General features: G+C 71.4%; 20 protein-coding genes and 1 pseudogene. 11 read left to right on the plus strand and 10 right to left on the minus strand.

Features of this window, described 5'->3' with window-relative positions; all coding sequences use genetic code 11:
- Positions 1-132 precede the first annotated feature (132 nt).
- The 3 genes and pseudogenes from ABZS77_RS20405 to ABZS77_RS20415 form a co-directional block, all read left to right on the plus strand.
- A complete protein-coding gene (locus ABZS77_RS20405) occupies positions 133-1,335 on the plus strand; it encodes a hypothetical protein (RefSeq protein WP_354824863.1) in 1,203 nt (400 codons plus the stop codon).
- A 160-nt stretch (positions 1,336-1,495) separates the two neighbouring features.
- Positions 1,496-1,975: a hypothetical protein gene (locus tag ABZS77_RS20410; RefSeq protein ID WP_354824865.1), complete on the plus strand. Its 480-nt coding sequence runs from the start codon at positions 1,496-1,498 to the stop codon at positions 1,973-1,975.
- A 76-nt stretch (positions 1,976-2,051) separates the two neighbouring features.
- Positions 2,052-3,194 (plus strand): annotated as a pseudogene (locus ABZS77_RS20415) (MFS transporter); the annotation flags it as partial.
- A gap of 937 nt (positions 3,195-4,131) precedes the next feature.
- On the opposite strand, the gene ABZS77_RS20420 reads toward ABZS77_RS20415, so the two are convergent.
- Positions 4,132-4,920 carry a helix-turn-helix transcriptional regulator gene (locus ABZS77_RS20420; protein ID WP_354824867.1) on the minus strand — a complete coding sequence of 263 codons (789 nt, stop codon included), beginning with the start codon at positions 4,918-4,920 and terminating at the stop codon, positions 4,132-4,134.
- A 63-nt stretch (positions 4,921-4,983) separates the two neighbouring features.
- Here ABZS77_RS20420 and ABZS77_RS20425 point away from each other — a divergent pair, with 63 nt between their 5' ends.
- The 3 genes from ABZS77_RS20425 (at position 4,984) to ABZS77_RS20435 (ending at position 8,168) form a co-directional block, all read left to right on the plus strand.
- A complete protein-coding gene (locus tag ABZS77_RS20425; RefSeq protein WP_354824869.1) occupies positions 4,984-5,817 on the plus strand; it encodes an SDR family oxidoreductase in 834 nt (277 codons plus the stop codon).
- 136 nt (positions 5,818-5,953) lie between these two features.
- Positions 5,954-6,898: an RNA polymerase sigma-70 factor gene (locus ABZS77_RS20430; RefSeq protein WP_354824871.1), complete on the plus strand. Its 945-nt coding sequence runs from the start codon at positions 5,954-5,956 to the stop codon at positions 6,896-6,898.
- Between the two features lie 82 nt (positions 6,899-6,980).
- Positions 6,981-8,168 (plus strand): FAD-dependent oxidoreductase, encoded by a 1,188-nt coding sequence (locus ABZS77_RS20435; RefSeq protein WP_354824874.1) that lies wholly within the window; start codon positions 6,981-6,983, stop codon positions 8,166-8,168.
- A 66-nt stretch (positions 8,169-8,234) separates the two neighbouring features.
- Here ABZS77_RS20435 and ABZS77_RS20440 read toward each other — a convergent pair whose 3' ends face one another.
- Together ABZS77_RS20440 and ABZS77_RS20445 are read right to left on the minus strand one after the other, a co-directional pair.
- Positions 8,235-8,396 carry a hypothetical protein gene (locus ABZS77_RS20440; protein WP_354824876.1) on the minus strand — a complete coding sequence of 54 codons (162 nt, stop codon included), beginning with the start codon at positions 8,394-8,396 and terminating at the stop codon, positions 8,235-8,237.
- Between the two features lie 69 nt (positions 8,397-8,465).
- The gene (locus ABZS77_RS20445) at positions 8,466-9,476 is read right to left on the minus strand and encodes a helix-turn-helix transcriptional regulator (protein ID WP_354824878.1); all 1,011 of its coding nucleotides are present in this window, start codon (positions 9,474-9,476) and stop codon (positions 8,466-8,468) included.
- A 542-nt stretch (positions 9,477-10,018) separates the two neighbouring features.
- Between ABZS77_RS20445 and ABZS77_RS20450 the strand changes: the two genes are divergently transcribed.
- Both ABZS77_RS20450 and ABZS77_RS20455 read left to right on the plus strand, forming a co-directional pair.
- Complete coding sequence (locus ABZS77_RS20450; protein WP_354824881.1) at positions 10,019-10,333, plus strand: PqqD family protein; 315 nt, start codon at positions 10,019-10,021, stop codon at positions 10,331-10,333.
- Positions 10,334-10,533: 200 nt separating this feature from the next.
- The gene (locus ABZS77_RS20455; protein ID WP_354824884.1) at positions 10,534-11,517 is read left to right on the plus strand and encodes an AraC family transcriptional regulator; all 984 of its coding nucleotides are present in this window, start codon (positions 10,534-10,536) and stop codon (positions 11,515-11,517) included.
- Positions 11,518-11,566: 49 nt separating this feature from the next.
- Here ABZS77_RS20455 and ABZS77_RS20460 read toward each other — a convergent pair whose 3' ends face one another.
- Together ABZS77_RS20460 and ABZS77_RS20465 are read right to left on the minus strand one after the other, a co-directional pair.
- Entirely contained in the window at positions 11,567-12,763 is a 1,197-nt protein-coding gene (locus tag ABZS77_RS20460) for a serine hydrolase domain-containing protein (RefSeq protein WP_354824886.1), read from the minus strand.
- 120 nt (positions 12,764-12,883) lie between these two features.
- On the minus strand, positions 12,884-13,963 hold the full coding sequence (locus tag ABZS77_RS20465; RefSeq protein WP_354824889.1) for an aldo/keto reductase: 1,080 nt from the start codon (positions 13,961-13,963) through the stop codon (positions 12,884-12,886).
- An 82-nt stretch (positions 13,964-14,045) separates the two neighbouring features.
- Between ABZS77_RS20465 and ABZS77_RS20470 the strand changes: the two genes are divergently transcribed.
- Entirely contained in the window at positions 14,046-14,936 is an 891-nt protein-coding gene (locus ABZS77_RS20470) for an AraC family transcriptional regulator (protein ID WP_354824891.1), read from the plus strand.
- Between the two features lie 3 nt (positions 14,937-14,939).
- On the opposite strand, the gene ABZS77_RS20475 is transcribed toward ABZS77_RS20470, so the two are convergent.
- On the minus strand, positions 14,940-16,100 hold the full coding sequence (locus ABZS77_RS20475) for an epoxide hydrolase family protein (protein WP_354824894.1): 1,161 nt from the start codon (positions 16,098-16,100) through the stop codon (positions 14,940-14,942).
- A gap of 171 nt (positions 16,101-16,271) precedes the next feature.
- Here ABZS77_RS20475 and ABZS77_RS20480 point away from each other — a divergent pair, with 171 nt between their 5' ends.
- Positions 16,272-16,712 carry a hypothetical protein gene (locus ABZS77_RS20480; protein ID WP_354824896.1) on the plus strand — a complete coding sequence of 147 codons (441 nt, stop codon included), beginning with the start codon at positions 16,272-16,274 and terminating at the stop codon, positions 16,710-16,712.
- A 53-nt stretch (positions 16,713-16,765) separates the two neighbouring features.
- On the opposite strand, the gene ABZS77_RS20485 is transcribed toward ABZS77_RS20480, so the two are convergent.
- Entirely contained in the window at positions 16,766-17,071 is a 306-nt protein-coding gene (locus ABZS77_RS20485; RefSeq protein WP_354824898.1) for a hypothetical protein, read from the minus strand.
- A 107-nt stretch (positions 17,072-17,178) separates the two neighbouring features.
- Between ABZS77_RS20485 and ABZS77_RS20490 the strand changes: the two genes are divergently transcribed.
- Positions 17,179-17,724, plus strand: coding sequence for an AAA family ATPase (locus tag ABZS77_RS20490; protein WP_354824901.1), 546 nt, complete (start codon positions 17,179-17,181; stop codon positions 17,722-17,724).
- Between the two features lie 221 nt (positions 17,725-17,945).
- On the opposite strand, the gene ABZS77_RS20495 is transcribed toward ABZS77_RS20490, so the two are convergent.
- From ABZS77_RS20495 to ABZS77_RS20505, 3 genes are all read right to left on the minus strand, one after another.
- Complete coding sequence (locus ABZS77_RS20495) at positions 17,946-18,155, minus strand: HEAT repeat domain-containing protein (protein WP_354825060.1); 210 nt, start codon at positions 18,153-18,155, stop codon at positions 17,946-17,948.
- Complete coding sequence (locus ABZS77_RS20500; RefSeq protein ID WP_354824904.1) at positions 18,059-18,736, minus strand: HEAT repeat domain-containing protein; 678 nt, start codon at positions 18,734-18,736, stop codon at positions 18,059-18,061. The genes ABZS77_RS20495 and ABZS77_RS20500 overlap by 97 nt, the downstream gene beginning before the upstream one ends.
- Positions 18,737-18,964: 228 nt before the next feature.
- Positions 18,965-19,324 carry a hypothetical protein gene (locus tag ABZS77_RS20505; protein ID WP_354824907.1) on the minus strand — a complete coding sequence of 120 codons (360 nt, stop codon included), beginning with the start codon at positions 19,322-19,324 and terminating at the stop codon, positions 18,965-18,967.
- Positions 19,325-19,436 lie beyond the last annotated feature (112 nt).

A 19,436-nucleotide genomic window follows, 5' to 3' on the forward strand; every position in this document is an offset into this window, starting at 1 on the left:
CATTCGTAGACTTGGACGGCAACTCGGCTGGATTGTGACGCTTTCCGTCGCCGATACCATGCGGTCGTCTCCGTCAGGCGCGACCGGAAAAGGTGCCGAGTGCTCAGGACGGCGAGAAGAGTCACCACGACGATGAGCATCTGGCGGCAGGGCCTCTGGCGGTACCGCCTGACCACCGCCGGCGTCGGCCTGGCCGCCCTCAGCGTGGCCACCGCCATGCAGAGCCCACCGCTGGCGCTCAGCGTGGTGGCGGCCACCGCCGGCGCGGTGGTGTCGACGCTGGAGATCCTCGCCAACCGTCGGCGGGCCCGACAGTTCCGCTTCCACCCCCGCGACGGCGACGACTACCGGGACATCGCCGAGCAGGTCCCCGAGCCCAGGCGGGTGCTGGAGAACGCGCACAGCACCGGCGTGCTGCACCCCGAGGTGAACGCCCGGCTGCGCGGGCAACGAATCCGCTGCGCGGTCGCCCCCACGGGTTACGTGCTCGGCCGTGACCTCCGGCGCTGGTCGTTCGACTTCCTGGCCCGACACGCCCGCACCGCCGCCATGCACAACGCGGCGGTCCTGGGCCTCGCCAGCGACCTGCCCGGCGGCTCCGACGACCCCGTGGTCACGCTGCGGCCGGCGCAGTACTTCGACTTCTTCTGCAGCAACCTCCTGGCCCCCTACGACGTGTACGAAGCCGGACGGGACACGTTGGCGATGCGCGGCCGGGACCTGATCCTCGACCATCGGGGCCGGCTGCGGAGGTTCGCCGACAGCCGCTTGGCGAACGTCGTGGGGGTGTCCACCCTCGCGTTCACCATCGACGGTCGCCTGCTGCTGGTGGCGCAGACCCGCGACAACGTGGGCAGCCCCGGGCTCCTCGCCCCGTCCGGCTCGGGCTCGCTGGAACCGCAGGACGCGACGGGGACATCCACGGCGCCGAGCCTTCAGGAGGTCATCGTCGGCGGTGCGCTGCGGGAGCTGCGCGAGGAGTGCCACCTCGAACCGCACGAGATCGCCGAGAGCACGGTCCTCGGGTTCGGACGATGGATGAGCCGCGGTGGCACTCCGGAGTTCTGCACCGTCACACTGCTCAAGGTCACCGCCGAACAGGTGTTGCGGCGCAGCGTTCGATGGGCCGAACGGCCGTACGTGGGCGAGGTGCTGGCGGTCCACGTGCCACCCACCGACGAATGGGACGTGGACACGCCGTTGGCGCTGCTACCCGCCGAGAAGCGGCACACCGCCTCCTGGCCGCTGGCGTTCAGCCTGGCCTGCCTCGCCGAGTGCATGACCGACGAGACGTGGCCGCAGCGCACCGCCGTGGCCGCGCTCGTCGACCAGTGACCGTCCCCCCGGGCACGCCGTGCGGGCGACCCTGGAACGGCAGGACCCCGTTCCGCCGCTCGGTGAGCACCGGCGGCGCCGATCGCACGGCGCTCGCGCCAGCGAGGATCCGGTCGACGTCTTCATGATCCGAAAGCCGATGTCAACGTAACGTTGACATGTGATGGCGGAGCTGGCCGAGCTGGCCGACGTCCAGGCCACCCGCGTGGGCCTGGACGAGCGGGAGTTGGACCTGATCGACCGGGCCCGGCACGGCGGTGCCACGTGGGCGCAGGTGGCGGCGGCGCTGGGTCTGGGCAGCCGGCAGGCCGCCGAGCAGCGCCGTCAACGTCTGGTGGTCGCGCGCAGGGCGCGACGGCAGCACCTCGACCTCGGCCTCCCGTCGCAGATCGTGGTGCTGCGCACGGCGGTGGCCGACCTCGACCGGTGGATCGCCGCGGACCGACGGTGGGACGGCCGGTTCCGGCGTGCGGCGCTCGTCCGCGGCACCGTGGACGCCGCCCTGGATGCGGCTCCGGGTCCGCTGTACGCGTTGGCCCTGCACCTCGTCGCCGACCTGGCCGGGGCGCACCAGCGGCTGCCGCCGCCGGTCCAGGCCGTCGAGGCACAGCTCGACGCCGCACTGTCAACTCTTCGTTGACAGCACCGCTGGCGTATTGCCCTCACCAGACTCAAGAGCCAGGGTGTGAGTCATCCCGGCTCACCCTGGAGGGCTCGTGCGCCGTAACGCGGGGGTGTTCGTGGCGATCTCGCTCCTGTCCGGCTTCGGTGGCAGCGCCATGTCGCTGGTCGCCGGCATCTGGATCCTGGACCTGACCGGCTCGACAAGCCTGGCGGCGCTCGCCGGCCTCTGCGTGTACGCCCCGGTGCTCGCCGGCCCGTGGCTCGGCGCGGTGGTGGACCGGGTGCCCCGGCGTCCGCTGGTCATCGGCGTCAACCTCACGCTGGCGGCCGTCCTGCCGGCACTCCTCGCGGTTCGCGGGCCGGGCCAGACCTGGCTGATCTTCGCAGTGTCGTGCGCCTACGGCGTCAGCTACGTCCTCATCGACGCCGGCGAGACCGCACTGCTGCCGTCCGCGCTGTCACCGTCGGAACTCGGTGACGTCAACGGGTGGCGCTCCAGCGCGCAGGAGGGCATGAAGCTCGTCGCTCCGCTGGCCGGTGCGGGCCTGTATGCCTGGCGCGGCGGTCACGCCGTCGTCGTGCTCAGCGCCGCGACGCCGGTCCTGGTCGCCCTCCTGTACGCGGCGGTCCGCCTGCGCCGGACGCCACCGGAGGGGCCGAGCCGCCCGGACCGGGGCCTGCGGGCCGGCCTGGCCGTCCTGGCCCGGCAGCGGGTCACCCGGGTACCCGTGGCGCTCGCCGCCGTGTCGATCGCCGTGTCCGGCTTCTCGACCGCGGCGATCTACGCGATCGTGGTCTCCGAGCTTCGCCTACCCACGACGTTCCTCGGGGTGCTGGCCAGCGCGCAGGGCGCCGGGTCCATCGCCGGTGGCCTGGTCGTCGGGCGGCTCATCAGACGTCGGGGGCCGGTCGGCGTCGGCGTGGCCGGTACGGTGCTGTTCGCCCTCGGCTGCCTGGCGCGCGGCCTGCCGTGGTGGCCGGTCACTGTCGGCGGGGCGGTCCTCGCCGGCGTCGGCCTGCCCTGGACCCTCGTCGCCGCGGTGACCGCCGTGCAGACGCACACGCCGACGCCACTGCTGGGGCGGGTCGCCGCGACGGCCAACACCGCGATGTTCGGACCGCTGGTCGTGGCGATTCCCCTCGGCTCAGCGGCCGTCCACCTCGGCGCCCGCCCGACGCTGATCGCCGCCGTCGTGATCTGCCTGACGGCCGCGGCCGCCGCGTCCCGTCGTCCGTGGCGCGACGGATCCGGAGTCACCGGCTGGCGGATCCGACCGGTCGCAGCGGGCGGTCCGGATTGGTGGCGAGGGCTACGCTGTGCCGCACTGGCGTCAGGAGGGCCAATGGTGACACGCGGTCTGCGACAGGTCGCGGTGGGCGTGCTCGGCGCGGTGCTGCTGGGAACGGCCGGCCTGAGCCTCGGTTCCTGGTACGGGGGCCGTGGCGTCACACCGCTCAGCCCCGACCAGGCGAAGAGCACGGCCGGCGAACTGCTCCCCGGCAGCGAGCCGATGGGCTCGTCCATCACGCGTGGCTACGGTTACGGCATCGTTCCGGCCGCCACCGACTTCGGATCGACGTCGATCGACTTCGACTACGACGGCGCCGCCGACTGCGCGCTCGCGGAGTCGTTCCACCGCAACGCCGCAGCGCACGGCTGGCAGGATCTGCGTCGTCAACCGGGCGAACCCTGCGACGGTTGGCAGGCCCGGCGTGGCGGACAGACCGTCACGCTCGACCAGCGCGACGACCTGACGAGGGTACGGATCGAGCCGGCGCCGCCGGACGGGTTCCGTGCCGCCACGCTGATCGGCATCGTTCTCGGCGCTGCCGCCGGTGCCGCGCTGTTCTGGTTCCTGGCGCGCCGACGCCCGCCGCTGTCCCGGTTCACCGGCACGCTCGTGGCGCTCACCCTCCTCCCCGGCGCGGTCCTCACCTGGCAGGCCCTGCTGCTGCACGGGCTCTCCCGGCCGGTGTGGCCGATCTGGCGGTCCCTCGCCCCCGTACTGGTCCCGTTGTCAGTCGTGCTGCTGCTGGTCGGGCTGCTCGTGCACCTGACGCGACGGGTCCCGGACGACGCCGGGGAGACCGTCCCGGCCGAACCCGCCCCACCCGCCCGGACACCGGCGGTGGGAAGCGACGCGTAACCGCGTCGGCCGGCTGGGCCACCCCTCAGAGGAGTCTGGCCAGGGCCTGCGCGGCGGGGGTTCCCGGAGCCGCCTGATAGGCGATGATCACCTGGCCCTCGGCGCCGGCGACGGCGAGCGTTTCCCGCCGCAGCGTGAGCGGCCCGACGACCTCGTGGTTGAAGCGCTTGACCTCGTCCCGCGTCGGCCGTACGTCGTACCCCGCCCAGACCTCGCGAAAGAGGCTGTCGGCCAACAGCGAGGAGATGAGCGCGGCCGTCGCGGGGTCACGCGGGTCGGCTTCGGCGCGCAGCGCGGCGGCGCTCTGCGCGGCGATCTCCGTCCAGTCGGGAAACAGCGTCCGCACGGCGGGATCGAGGAACATGCCGCGGACCAGGTTCCGACCGGGCGTGTACAGCGGGGACAGCGCCATGGCGAGCTTGTTGGCCGCCAGCACGTCGAAGCGGCGGTCACGGACGTACGCGGGTGTCTGACTCCACGAGTCGACGAGCTGCCGCACCGCGTCGGAGACCGCGGTGTGCCCGACCCCGGGCGGCGGCGCGGTGGTGGCGAGAGCGGTGAGATGTGCCCTCTCGTCACGATCGAGCCGTAACGCGTTCGCCAGGGCGTTCAACACCTGCGGTGAGGGGTTGCGGTCCTTGCCCTGCTCCAGCCGGGTCAGATAGTGCTGGCTCACACCCGCCAGGCGCGCCAGTTCGTCGCGGCGCAGCCCCGGTACGCGTCGACGCCCGAACGACGGCGCCCCGGACTCGTCCGGCCGGACCCGCCCGCGACGTGCCTTGAGGAAGTCGCCGAGCGCGTTCTCGCCCTTCATTCCCGCCAGCCTAACCCCGTCAGGGTGCTGGCAGCCCGGGGTCGGCCGACGCATGGTCGAGTCATGAAGACATGGTTCATCACCGGCGCGTCCCGCGGCTTCGGCCGCATCTGGGCCGAGGCCGCGCTCGCCCGCGGCGACAAGGTCGCCGCCACCGCACGCGACGCGAAGGCACTACAGGATCTGACCGAGGTGTACGGGGACCGCGTTCTGCCGCTGACCCTGGATGTGACCGACCGCCCGGCCGTGTTCGACGCGGTGTCCCGGGCGGCGGAGGCCTTCGGCCGGCTGGACGTCGTCGTCAACAACGCCGGCTTCGGACTGTTCGGCATGGTCGAGGAGACAACCGAGGAGCAGGCCCGCGCGCAGTTGGAGACGAACTTCTTCGGCGCCCTCTGGGTCACCCAGGCCGTCCTGCCGGTGCTGCGCGCGCAGGGCAGCGGTCACATCCTCCAGGTTTCCAGCATCGGCGGGGTGGGCGCCTTCCCCACCCTCGGGCTGTACAACGCGTCGAAGTGGGCACTGGAGGGGCTCAGCGAGGCGCTGTCCGCCGAGCTCGCCCCACTCGGCCCGAAGGTGACGATCGTGGAGCCGGGACCGTACGGCACCGACTGGTCCGGCGACTCGGCAGTGCACACCGAGCCGATCGCGGCCTACGAGCCGGTACGGCAGGCACGCCGGGCCGGGGCGACCGCCCGCACACCCGACGATCCCGCGCTGACCGCCGGAGTCGTCCTGCAACTTGTCGACACCGAGGAGCCGCCACTGCGCCTGTTCCTCGGGCCGTACCCGTACCTTCTCGCCGAGACGTTGTACCGGGACCGGATCGCCACCTGGAACGACTGGCGCTGGCTGGCGGAGCAGGCAGCGCCGGGCCGCGAGAACAACCCGGCCTGAGTGCCGCTCCCGTTCACCCCGTCGTGGCTGGCCGGACCGCCAGGGTCGCCCGGCGTGCCGCGCCCCGGGCTCCGGCCAGCGCGCGACTTCACGATGGCGTTCGGCATGCCTGGCGCGGGTGGTTAACTATCAGGCCATGCCGCTGCGTACGGACGAGGTCGAGTTGTTCGAGCGCTCCAGGCCCCGCCTGGAGGCGATCGCCTACCGTCTGCTGGGCTCGGCGAGCGACGCCGAGGACGCCGTCCAGGACACGTTCCTGCGCTGGCAGGCCGCCGAACGGGAGCACGTGGAGACGCCCGAGGCGTGGCTGACGAAGGTGCTCACCAACGTGTGCCTCAACCAGCTCACCTCGGCGCGCGCCAGGCGGGAGACCTATGTGGGCACCTGGCTGCCCGAGCCGGTCCTCGCCGGGGACCGGATGCTCGGCCCGGTCGACACGGTGGAGCAGCGCGAGTCGGTGTCGATGGCGGTGCTCACCCTGCTGGAGCGGTTGTCGCCGAACGAGCGCGCGGTGTACGTGCTGCGCGAGGCCTTCGGCTACCCGCACACCGAGATCGCCGACATCATCGGCGTCACCGAGTCGAACTGTCAGCAGATCTACCGCCGCGCCAAGCAGCACGTCGCCGCGGGCCGTGCCCGCACCGAGGTCGACGAGGCCGCCGCCCGCCGGATCGTCGCGGAGTTCCTCGCGGCGGCCAGCAGCGGCGAGACCCAGCGGCTCGTCGCGTTGTTGACCGACGACGTGACGAGCATCGGCGACGGTGGCGGCAAGATCCCGGCCCGGACCGCCCCGATCGTCGGTGCGCTGGCGGTGGCGAAGTTCCTGCGGGGCCTGTTCAAGCCCAGCGACGTCAAGCGGGACCTGGTGGGAGGCCGGCCGGCCCTCTACGTCCAGGTGGCCAACGGCAGCCCGGCGGTGGTGGTCGTGCTGGACGACCGGGTCGTCGGCGTCATGTCCCTGGAGGTGACACCGCAGGGCGTCGCGGACATCCGCAGCCAGGTCAACCCCGACAAACTCGAACGGGTCACCCGCCACTGGTCCGCCTCCGAGCACGGGGAGCCCCTCCTCCAGGTCTGGTGACCCAGGTCTCAGCCGACTCCTGTCAGCAATCGCGTCGCTGTCCGGTTCAGGAAGCGACCACGACCGAGACAGGAGTGCCACCATGAAGCACCGCATCGTCGTCCTCGGGGCCGGATACGCCGGAGCCACCGCCGCCGGTCGCCTCGCCCGGCGGCTGCACCCGGACGACACCGAGATCACCGTCGTGAACGCCGACCCCGACTTCGTCGAGCGGGTCCGCATGCACCAGCTCGCCACCGGGCAGGGCCTCAAGACCCACGAGCTGAGCAGGGTGTACGCGGGCACCGGCGTGCGGGTCCGCCAGGCCCGGGTCACCGCCGTCGACGTCGACCGCCGGACCGTCGCGCTCGTCGACGGCGACGGCGCCGACGAGCTGGCGTACGACACTCTGGTCTACGCCCTGGGCAGCGCCGCCGCCGACCACGGCGTGGCGGGCGTCGCCGAGCACGCGTACGACATCTCCGGCAGGTCGGCGGCGCTGCGGCTGCGCGACCGCCTCGCCCACCTCGGGGCCGGCGGGACCGTGCTCGTCGTCGGCGGCGGCCTCACCGGCCTGGAAGCGGTCACCGAGATCGCCGAGGCCCGGCCCGACCTCGACGTCGCGCTCGCCGCCCGCGGCGGTCTCGGCGACTGGCTCACCGCGAAGGCGCGGCGGCACCTGCGCGGGGTCTGTGACCGCCTCGGCATCACCGTCCACGAAGACACCGACATCGCCCGGGTCGACGCCACCGGCGCGGTCACCGCCGACGGCCGGGTGATCCCGGCCGAGGTGACCGTGTGGACGACGGGCTTCGCCGTCCACCCCATCGCCGCCGCGACGACCCTCACCGTCGCGGACACCGGGCAGATCGTCGTCGACGCCACGATGCGCTCCGTCTCGCACCCCGACGTGTACGCCGTCGGCGACGCCGGACTCGCCGAGGGGCCGGGTGGCCGGCCGCTGCGGATGTCCTGCGCCTCGGGCGTCCCGATGGCCTGGCAGGCCGCCGACGCCATCGCCGCGCGCCTGACCGGGCAGCGGAAGTACGCGAAGGCGCCGCTGCGCTACTTCAACCAGTGCATCAGCCTCGGCCGCCGCGACGGCATCATCCAGTACGTGACAGCCGACGACAGGGCCAAGCCGTCCTTCCTCGCCGGCCGGCTGGCGGCCCGCTACAAGGAGGTCGTCTGCAAGGGTGCGGCCTGGGGCATCGCCCACCCGGTGCTGTACCCGGTGCGCCGCCGCCGCATCGTCGCGACCCGGACGGAGACCGTCCCGACGATGTCGTGAGGTGTCAGGAGAACGTCCGGCGCGCCCACGTACGGAAGTCGGTGGTGGGCAGGCCGAGGGCGCGGGTCATCTCCGGTCGGGCGGACTGCCGTTCTCGTTGATCTGCTCGACCGCGGTGACCATGGCGGGCAGCAGGCCGTGCTCGACGGCCTGCTGCGGGGTGAGCACGGGCGCGGTGACCGCCCGGCCGGCGACCTGGCCCTCGCCCTGGAGGGAATACGCGGCCACGCCCACCGAGCGTGATCAAGACGGACGCGGTCAGTCGCGGCGCTCGACCCACAACGGAGCGGGGACTGCTCACGCGTCCCGTTCCGCCGACCTCGGCGCTCCGGCGGCCCGGAGGGTCTCGTTGGGGTGGCACCCGTACGCCTCGTGGTACGCCTGCGCGAACCGGCCGAGGTGCGCCCAGCCCCAGCGTCGGGCTGTCTGCGCTACCGTCTGGCCCGGTTCGGGATGTCGCAGGTCCCGGTGCGCCTGGCGCAGGCGGACCGAGCGCAGGAACGCCATCGGGGACTGACCCTGGTGCCGCCGGAACGCAGCCTGCAACGCGCGTTGGCTGATCTCGCAGGCGGCGGCGATCTGACCCACGGTCAATGGCTCGGCGGCGTGCGCCTCGATGAACTCGGCAGCCCGTCGCACGACGACGTGGCCGACATCCGACTGACCGGGAAGGTAGTGGATGGTCATTGTCGTGTTGGGAAAGACCGCGACGGCAGTGTTCGCCACGAGGTCCACCAGACCGGAGCGGGCCAGCGGGCTGGCGAGAACGGCGTCGACACCGAGTTGCTGCCGCGCGAAGGAGGCCACCGACTGCCACAGCAGGTCCATCTCCGAGGAGAGGGGCGCCAGCGCGGTGAACCGGAAGTTCGTGACGGGCAGACCCGTCCGGGCGGCGGCCCCGGCCGCGATCCTCGTCATCGGCATCCGGACCACGACGGACGTGATGTCGTCCACCATGTGCGACGCCCCCACCTCCGGGTAGCGGCCGGTCATGCCCGGTCCGAGGTGCAGTTCCTCGTTCATGGTGCGGACGGCGTACCTGCCGTGCGTCACGGTCACCGTGGCGAAGTCCGGATAGGGCGAGGACTCGGTACGGTTGCGCATCGTGTAGCGGGTCTCGCTGATGTCCAGGTCGTCGGCCCGCAGGGTGACCCGCCGGTATCGGAAGCCGGCCCGGGGCCCGGTGATCCGGGCCCGGTGTTCCCGGAACCTGAGGGCGATCAGATGGTGCCCCCTCTCCGGATCAGAGGTCTCCACCACGTCACGCGTCACAGCCTCGGGTCTGCCCTGGTCTGCCATCGCTGGCATCAGCCGTCACCTCCGGTGGACCGTCGCGGCCCAACCTGATTGAACGTGGCGATGAGGGTTGCGACCGTCCGAGTCGACGCGACACGCCGATCGACGACCCGATCCACTTTCCGTACGGGCCTGGCCGTTTCACGAAGGCGGGGTCGGACACACGACATTTCCGCGTAACAATCGCAGTCGATGCCCTCGCCTCTCTCGCTACCTCGGAGCCATCCGCCCGTCGACGGATCGGTGACTGCGTCGTCCGGGTTACCTGCCACCGGGCCGGAGCAGTCGCGTTCCCGACACAATGGCACGCCGGGCGGGCTCCGCCTCTCGGCCCTAACCTCTGCCTGTCCGAGCCACTCACCCTGGCACGGCGCACACGGCCGGCCGATCGGGGTCCGCGACGCTGCGACCCGATCGGCCGGTCCCATGTCCGTTGGTTCCGCGGGTCCGGTTGCCCGTCGGCCACGTTCGGGGAGGCAGACGTGCGGAGGTCCGAGAGGGCGGGGGCGGGATCGCCGAGCGGCAGCGAAAGTCCCCACCATGGAGGTGCCGAAGTGAGCTCCGAGCCATCGACCGTGTATCGCGTCCGAGGTGAGCGCGTCACCTGGCGTGCGGCCGGTGACCAGACAGTGCTGCTCGACATCCGCAAGTCCGTCTACCTGGCGCTGGACCGTTCCGCCGCCATGCTGTGGCCGCACCTCATGGCCGGAGCCACCGAGACGGACCTGGTCAAGGTGCTCACCGACAGCGGGACTGTGGAGCCCGCTCGCGCCCTCGCCGACGTCCGGGGGTTCCTCGCCGAACTTCAGGACATCGATATCATCGAACGCCTCGACGCCAGCCCCGGGGGCGGTCCGTCGCCGGCCTGACCAGGTCAGCACGGCCGCGTCACTCCCACCTGGGCGACAACCAGTCCACATGTCGACAATGCCTGGTACGCAGGGACCACGTCGGCCGACCCCCGGCTTCGTTGAGAGGAAGCAGCGCCGTCACGTCTCTTCCGCCCGGCTCACGTGGCCGGATGGATGTCACTGGTGGCGCTGTCTTGTCTGGGCAGGAGGGAGACACCGTGCAGCAGAACGCCGACACAGCACCCTCGATCATCCAGCACAGATTCTCCACAGACGAGGTGTCGCAGGCGCACGACGTGATAAGTCAGCGATGCGCGGGCCTCGCGCTACGACTGCGGGGCGTCGCCACGCCGTTCTCGTTCCGGGAGGAACTGATCGACGCCGGCCCGGTTCTGACCAGTCGGGTGCGGTGCGGCATGGACTTCGAGTTGCAGCTGGAACCGCTGAAGGACCTGCTGCTCGTCGCGGTCGTGAACGGCCGGACGGTGGTGCGGGACGGCCGGGATGAGGCACAGGCCGGCCCCGGAGGCGTACTCCTGCAACGGACCGGCCGGCCACTCACCAACGTCTGTGACCGATCCGAGCTCTACAACATCAGCCTGGACGCGCGCACTGTGACCGAGGCGGCCGTTGACAAGACAGGCATCGCGCAGCACCTTTTCCGGTTTGAGGCGATGACACCCGTCTCGGAGGAGATGGGCCAGTTCTGGCACGACACCGCGACACATCTGCATCGCCTGCTCACCGGCCCGGCGGAGCCGCTGCGAAGCCCGCTGGTGATCCACGCCGCCGCCGACCTGGCCGCCTCGGCCGCGCTGGCCGCGTTTCCGCACTCCGCGATGACCATGACGCACCGGCTACGGGTGGGCCAGTTGCCCGTCGGGCCGGTACGCCGGGCCGTGTCGTTCATCGAGACGCACTGCCGCGAGGCGATCACCCCCGTACAGATCGCCGAGGCGGTCCGCGTCACCCCCCGCGCGCTGCGGACGGCGTTCCGCCGGCATCTAGGCACCACACCCCGGGCGTACCTGTGGCGGGCGCGACTCGACGGCGCACACCAGGACCTACTCGCCGCCGATCCGGCCCGGGGTGACACCGTGGCCGCGATCGCGCACCGCTGGGGGTACCTGCGCCCGAGCCGGTTCGCGTCCGCTTACCGGGAGGCGCACGGCCGATCCCCCAGCGACACCCTGTACTCCTGATCCGGTCGGCCCGACTGCCTGGTGGCGCACCCGCCACCGGGCAGTCGCCTCAGCCATCGGTGGCGCAGAGCGCCGTCTCGACGCTCCGGTTCACCGCGCCCAGCATCTCCTCGCCGGTCGGCAGGCCGGTCACCGCGACGACGGCACTCCGGCCGTCCCGGGTGGCGAGGTTGCGGGTCTCGAAGCCCTGGATGTCACCACCGTGGCCCCAGGCGTAGCCGCCGCAGGGCAGCTCGTACCGGGCGACACCCAGCCCGTACGCGTACTCCCCGGTCGGCTCGAAGCCGGGCGCGGGCACCGTCGTCGTCAGGGCCGCCTGCTGCGCGGGCTTGAGCAGCCGGCCGCCCACCAACGCGTCGAAGAAGGTCCGCAGCTCGTCCGGGGTCGACACCAGTTGACCGGCGGACCAGCCCAGGGACGGGTCCATCTCGGTGACGTCCACCCACGGCGCGCCCGGAGCCACGGCGACGTAGCCGTGCGGGTGGGTGCCGCGCAGGCGCTGTTCACCGACGCCCGGCCAGTAGGTGTTTCGCAGACCGAGCGGCCTGATGATGCGGTTGGTGATCTCCTCGCCGATCGGCCGTTCGGTGACCTGCTCGACGACGAGCCCGGCGAGGACGTAGTTGGTGTTGCTGTACTCCCACTTCTCCCCCGGCGCGAAGTGCGGTGCGCCGGTGAGCGCCGCGTCGACCAGCCGGCGCGGCTCGTAGTACGAGTGGCTCTTGTCGACCAGGTCCTGCGGCCTGGTGAACAGCACGTCGTCGTAGTCGGGCAGGCCGCTCGTCTGTTGCAGCAGCTGCCGTACGGTGATCCTGCCGCCGTCGTTGCCGTTGCCGCGCACGACCCCGGGCAGGTAGTGCTCGACTGTGGTGTCCAGGTCGATGCGGCCCTCGCCCACCAGTTGCAGGACGACCACCGCGGTGAAGGTCTTGGTGTTGCTGCCGATGCGGACCTGGCCGTCGCTGGGAACCGGGCGGCGGGTCTGGAGGTCGCCGACCCCTGCGGTGTAGTCCCGGACCCGCCCGTCGGCCCCCCGCACCGAGGCGAGTACGCCGGGGAAGCCGCTCTCGCGGACCAGGCCGTCCAGGTGTCGCTGCACGACGTCGCGCGGGCCGCCGCGCCGGCCGGTGTCGGCCAATGCCGACGGGCCGGTCAGGGCGGCGCCGACCGTGACGGCGGCCACCGCGGCGGCGGCCATCCGCGCGGTGCGACGGCGGCGGGAGGGATCGGTCGGTGTCACAGGCATGATGACTCCTCGGTATCGGCAACGCTTGACACCATCAATGGTTCAAGAAGTCCGATACCTGGACGATCCCCCCTGCTGCCCTCCTTCGGTACAGCCTGCGCTACCCCGGCCGGCCGGTGATCAGTACCTGACCGCGTCGGGGGTGAGCCAGGGCGACGCGCCGCTCTGCCGGCCGTCCACTGTGGCTCCCGCGAAGGCGAGCCTCGGCGCGAGGAGCCGGTTGTTGTCGGCGGGGAAGTTCAACGCGGGTGTCGACACCTCGTCGAGTCGTTCCGTCTGCCGCGGCGACAACCGCACGTCCACCGCGTCCAGGTTGGCCCTGAGCTGGTCGAGGCGCCGCGCGCCGATCAGCACCGAGGTCACGCCGGGTCGAGCGCCGACCCAGGCCAGCGCCGCCGCCGCCGGGGTCACTCCCGCCTCGGCCGCCACCTCGTGCAGCACGTCGATGACCTGCCAGTCACGCTCGGCGGGGCCACCCACCAGCGCGCCACGCTTCGTGTCCACGGCGTCCTCGCCCCGGACGAACTTGCCGGAGAGCCAGCCGCTCTTGAGCGGGCTCCAGGGCAGCACTCCGAGGCCGTGCTCGGCCGCCATCGGGATCAGCTCCCCCTCGACGGTCCTCTCGAGCAGCGAGTACTCGAGCTGCAACCCGATCGCCGGCGTCCACCCCCGGAAGTGGGCGACGATCTGCGCCTCGGCCGCCTTCCACGCGGGCAGATCCGACAGGCCCACGTACCGGATCCTGCCGGCCGTGACGAGGTCGTCGAGGGCACGCAGCGTCTCCTCGACAGGTACGCCCCGGTCCCAGTTGTGCAGCCAGTAGATGTCCAGGTGGTCGGTGCGCAGCCGGCGCAGCGACTCCTCCACCTGGGCCACCACGGCCTTGCGCCCGGCGCCTCCGCCGTTGGGATCGCCGAGGAACAGGTTTCCGAAGAACTTGGAGCCGAGGACGATCCGGTCGCGCAGGCCGGGCCGGGCGGCCAGGTAGTCGCCGATGATCTTCTCGGAGTGGCCGTTGGTGTAGATGTTGGCGGTGTCGATGGAATTGCCGCCACGTTCCAGATACTCGGTGATCATCGCCTCCGACTCGGCGACCGAGGCTCCCCACCCATGGTCCTCCCCGAATGTCATGGCACCGAGGGTGTACGGGCTGACGCGCAGGCCGGAGCGGCCCAGTGTGACGAAGTTGTTCAGTGGCATGCGTCCAGTGCACACCCGCGTGCGCCGATGCGGGTAGATCGATGCTGCCAGCGCGTTGCCTGATCCTGCCAAACTGGGCAGGATGGGCACCATGAGTGCGCTGCCCGAGATCCGCGACCTGGTGCGGCGCCACGCCGGCCGGCCGACGCCGGCCGGGCTCGCCCTGCACCGCAGCGACTCCCCCACCGAGCCGGTGCCGGCTCAGACCGCGCCGACCTTCGCCATGGTCGCGCAGGGCGCGAAGCGCGCGGTCCTGGGCCGGAACGTCTTCGCGTACGCGGCCGGGCAGTTCGTCGTCGCGTCGGTGGAACTGCCGGTGATCGCCCACGTCACCCGGGCCACTCCCGACGAGCCGTACCTGGTGCTGGGCCTCACGCTGCGCCCGCCGCTGATCGCGGAACTGCTGCTGGACGCACCGCCGGCGCGGGGCGAGCAGGCGGCGGGCATCGCGGTCAGCACCGCCGGCGACGACCTGCTCGACGCGGTGGTACGGCTGCTGCGACTGCTCGACCGTCCCGAGGACCAGCGCGTGCTGTGGGCCGGCCTGGAGCGCGAAGTGGTCTGGCGGCTGCTCACCAGCGAGCAGGGTGGCACGGTCCGGCAGATCGGGCTGGGCGACGGTCACGTCGTGCAGATCGAGCGGGCGATCCGCTGGATCCGCGACCACCACGCCGACCTGTTCCGGGTCGAGGACGTGGCGCGCGTCGCCGGGATGAGCGTGACGTCCCTGCACCGCCACTTCCGGGCGATCACCACGATGACGCCGATCCAGTTCCAGAAGCTGATCCGGCTCCAGGAGGCCCGGGCTCGGCTGCTCGTGGAGCCCGGTGACGTGGCGGCCGTCGGCTTCGCGGTCGGTTACGAGAGCGCGTCGCAGTTCAGCCGCGAGTACCGCCGACTGTTCGGACTGCCGCCGGGCCAGGACGCGGCCCGCCTCGCCCGGCTCGACCCGTCGCAGCTCGCCGACGTATGAGCCTCATCGCAGCAGTCGGAAGAAGGCCCGCAGGTCCGCGATCAACAACTCCGGCACTTCGAGCGCCGGGAAGTGCCCCCCACGGTCGTGCTCCTTCCAGTACCGGATGTCCGGGTAGCGACGAGCCGCCCACCGCCGGGACGGCCGAGGCAGCTCGGCCGGGAAGATCGACGCCCCGACGGGTACGCGGATCTGAGCGGTGTCCTCGCCACTGATCCACGCCGACACCTGCTCGATGCTCTCGGCGTAGAGGCGTGCCGAGGATGCCGCCGTGCCGGTCAGCCAGTACAGCGTCACCTGGTCGAGGACCTGGTCCCGGGTGAGGCCACCGGGTCCGGAGGGCGTGGGGTCGGCCCAGGTGAGCAGCTTCTCGGCCATCCACGCGCACAGCCCCACCGGCGAGTCCGTGAGGGCGTACCCGGCGGTCTGCGGGGCGGTGCGGTGCACCTCGGAGTACGCCGAACTGGTCCGTCCGCGATGGTGCAACTGCTCCAACGCCTCGCGCTCGGCGTCGGTGAGGTCCCCGTCGGCGGACGGGTCCGGCCCGGCGAGGGGCGGGACGAGGTGGATGCCGGCCACGTGCTCGCCGTCCCGGGCCGCCACCATGCTGGAGATGCTGGTGCCCCAGTCGCTGCCCGTGGCGCCGTAACGGCTGTACCCGAGTGCCGCCATGATCTGTGCCCAGGCGGCGGCGATCCGGTCGATCCCCCAGCCGGGCCGGGTGGGCTTGCCGCTGAAGCCGTACCCGGGCAGCGACGGGATCACCACGTCGAAGGCGTCCCCGGCGGTGCCGCCGTGGCGCACCGGGTCGGTGAGCGGGGCAACCAGGTCGACCAGTTCCAGTACCGATCCCGGCCAGCCGTGGGTGAGGACCAGCGGCATCGCACCCGGATGCGGTGACCTGGCGTGGAGCACGTGGATGTCCGCTCCGTCCACGCCGACGAGGTACTGCGGGAACGCGTTCAGCCGCGCCTCGGCCGCTCGCCAGTCGTACCCCTCGGCCCAGTACCCGCACAGATCCCGCATCACGGGCAGGGGTATGCCGTCTGCCCACCCGGGGGCCGGCGCCGCCTCCGGCCACCGCGTACGCGCCAGCCGGTCACGCAGGTCGGCCACCTCGGCACCCGGTACGCGTACCCGGTAGGGGCGGAACTCGATCGACACGGGTCTCCCTTCGTCAGCCCTCCACTGTGCCCGGTCCGGGCCGAGCAGGCACCAGTCCCGGCCGCGGCGTCGTCCCCGCCCCACCCTCTGCCTTACCAGGCGGTGAATGCGTTCGCGGGGTGTCGCCGCGGTGTGGCAGGGTGGTCGTCATGACTGACCCCCGAAAGGTCCATGGCGCGTAGATCGCCAGGTGCGCTGCGCGCACTGTCCAGGACGCCCCGGTGGAACGCCGGCAGGATCCGCCCCATCGATGGCCTGTCCAACGGCGCGAACGCGGCGATCCTCAGGTTGGAACGCGAGAACCCCGGCCTCGGCTCGACGGCGGCAGCCCTGGCCGACTACCGCCATGCGGTTCGGCGATCGGGACGGTGGCTGGATCTACCGCCGGACTACTGCACCTGTGACACCTGCGACGTCGTGGACCAGCGGGATGTCCTGGGTGTCGCGTTGCGCCGACTGCCGCCCGCCGCCCGCCGGGAGTTGCAGCGTCTCGTCGACCCGTTGGACGAGGAATTCCTCCGCAAGACACTCCCTGACCCCCTGGCCGCTGTGCGGAGCGATTGGCACGCGCAGGCGTGGTGGCGACAGCGGCTGTGGGAACGCGACCAGTAGGGCCGTGACGACCAGACCCGTACCCCGTTTCAGGCCGGGCGGCGGTGGTCGTCTCACTCCGGGTGCCCGCCCGTGGACGGCCCCTCGGACCGGGCCTGCTGACGGGCCAGCCAGATCGCGTGCCCCTTCAGCAGATAGCCGACCCAGTAGATCGTGAACAGGATCAGGAAGCACATGAAGAAGACCCCGGAGACGATCACCGCGAGCACGAGGGCCGTTCCACCGTCTGCCATTCCATTTATCGCGAAGCCGACCAGGCCGAGCAGGAAGAAGAGGACCATGTACAGCGGGAGCGTCGAACTGTCGGCGGGATGAGGCACGCGGGACAGCCCGGGTACACCGCGGTCGTTGTCGATCATGCCGCGAGTATCCCGGACGTATTCGAACAAGTCACTGGAAGAGATCGTCACGCCTCAGAATCCCGTCCATGACGCCGCCCGGTTGCTCAGCCGCGTTAATGTGCCCCGTGATCGTATGGCTCAACGGCACCCATGGCGCGGGCAAGACGACGACGAGCGCGCTCGTGCAACAGCTGATCCCGGATTCACGGGTGTTCGACGCCGAGAAGGTCGGCGAGACACTCATGGACATCACGCCGGGGCTGCCCGAGACCGACAACTTCCAGCACTGGCCGCCGTGGCGGCAGCTCGTCGTCGAGACGGCCCGCCGCGTGCTCGACTACACCGGCGGCACTCTGGTGATGCCCATGACCGTTCTGGTGGAGCAGTACTGGCGCGAAATCGCCGGCGGCCTCGCCCTGCACGCCATACCTGTGAGGCACTTCGTCCTCCACGCCGACCAGGACACCCTCCGCAGGCGCATCGAGGGGGGACACCCCGTCCCTTCCTCGTTCCGCCTCCAATACCTTGAGCCCTACGCCGAGGCGGCCCGCACGTGGCTACATGCCGAGGCCGAGGTCGTCGACACCACGCACCTCGCGCCCGCCGAAGCAGCCCAGCAGATCGTCCTCCGAGTTGCCGGGGGTGGCTCAGACACTCCGGGCCAGATCTGACGACTGCTGTTGGCGATCGTTGCTGCGGCCACAGCCCCTCGAACTCGCATCACACCGATACCAAGGCTGCCAGTCAGCGTGGCTGGCCGGCCCGGCCGATGCCGGCCGGAGGTCGCCAGCGGGCCCGAGGCCAGGCCCGTGCGGCCGTCCGCGGGGACGCCTTGATGAAGACGACACCTGCCCGTGGTTAATGGATCGACCCGGCTCTCTCGCGGGTACGGCTACCGCGGCTCGCGATCGTGGATCCGGCGCAGGGTCTTCAGCGCCGTCTTCGCCGCGGTGCTGACACGGGCACCGGATCGGGTGGTGCTGTGATCGTCCGAGGCCAGGCGGGTCAACACCTCAGCAGCCCGCTCGTCACCGCTCGCGCCGAGAGCCCGGGCAGCCCAGAACCGCATCTCCGGATCGGGATGGCTGGTCGCCCGTACCAGTCGCTCGAAGACAGCTGGACCGAACGAGGCCAGGACGGACGCGAGATAGCCCGCCCGCGCGAATAGCTGGGACTCGAACGCGGCCCACAGGGAGCGAGAGCATCGTCGCTTCCGATGTCGGCCAACGCCTCACTCGCGGCGGCCCTGACGAACTCCGCCGGATCGTCGAGGCGGCGCGTCAGCGGCTGGATCGCCGCCGAACTCGACAGGCTCCCCAACGCCTGACATGCGCTTTCCCGTGTCAGCCCATCCGGATGCTCCAGCAGGTCGATCAGCAGCGGCTCGGCTGCGCTGATCCCGAGCTGTCCGCAGGCTCTGGCCGTCCACGCCTGGCAGCCGTACTGCTCATCGGCCAGAGCGACGAGCAGCGGCTCCTCAAGCGTCGCGTCGCCGAACAGCCACAGCCTGTTGAGCGCGCGGGTGTAGATCTCCGGGTCGAACTGCCGGTACCCAGCAACGACGGTGCGCAGCGCCCGCACAGCGCGCTCGTCGCCGCCGGCCGCGAGGTCCACGAGTCTGTCCAGTGCCTCTCCCCGCAACACCCGATCCGGGCCGGTGAGCTGTTGCAACTCCTCTGGCACCCGACCAACCTACGACCTGTCAGCGGCCCATCCCAGCGCCGCACGGACCTTTTCAGCTAGGGCCGCCAGCCGGCCTGCAGATACGCGGGCCCTTGGACCCTCCGTTCGGGTGTCCGCTTTGGTGGGGTCCTAGCAGCGGAAACGCCTCTCGACATCTCACACCACTCCCCCCGTCCGTCGACCTCCTGCGGACTAGATGCGGACCGCACGTCCAACTGACGGCCGGCGCTACTCCTCCGCCGGCAAGTCGTCAAACCACCGCCGGGACGACGCGGGCACCAGCAACAGGCCAACGAGGACTGACGCACCAACGATCTGCAGCAGCCCGAACGCATCAGCCCTGGTGATCGCGACGACGCCGTACACAATGCCGGCGGTCGAGAAAACGGTTGTCCAGAACCGGGCCCGTCCGCTACCACGCCACAGGCCGTAAGCCAACGCTAGGAGAAGAAGTACCCCTATCAACCCGGCGGCCATCGATGGACCACTCGAAAACATCATCGTCGCCGCGAGCGCGGCCGCCACGAGCAAAATCACCGAGGCGGCGGCAACCGGCATAGGCACGTGTCGCTGACTTTGCTCGATCATCGGCTCATGGTAGGCATCGTTCGCCCGGTCCACGAGCCCACTGGCCGCCCGCTTGGACCAGGCGCTGAGTCACGTGCCAACGGAGCACCTGACCCGCGTTGGATTTACGGCT

The organism is Micromonospora sp. NPDC005298, from assembly GCF_040607375.1.
Lineage (GTDB): Bacteria > Actinomycetota > Actinomycetes > Mycobacteriales > Micromonosporaceae > Micromonospora.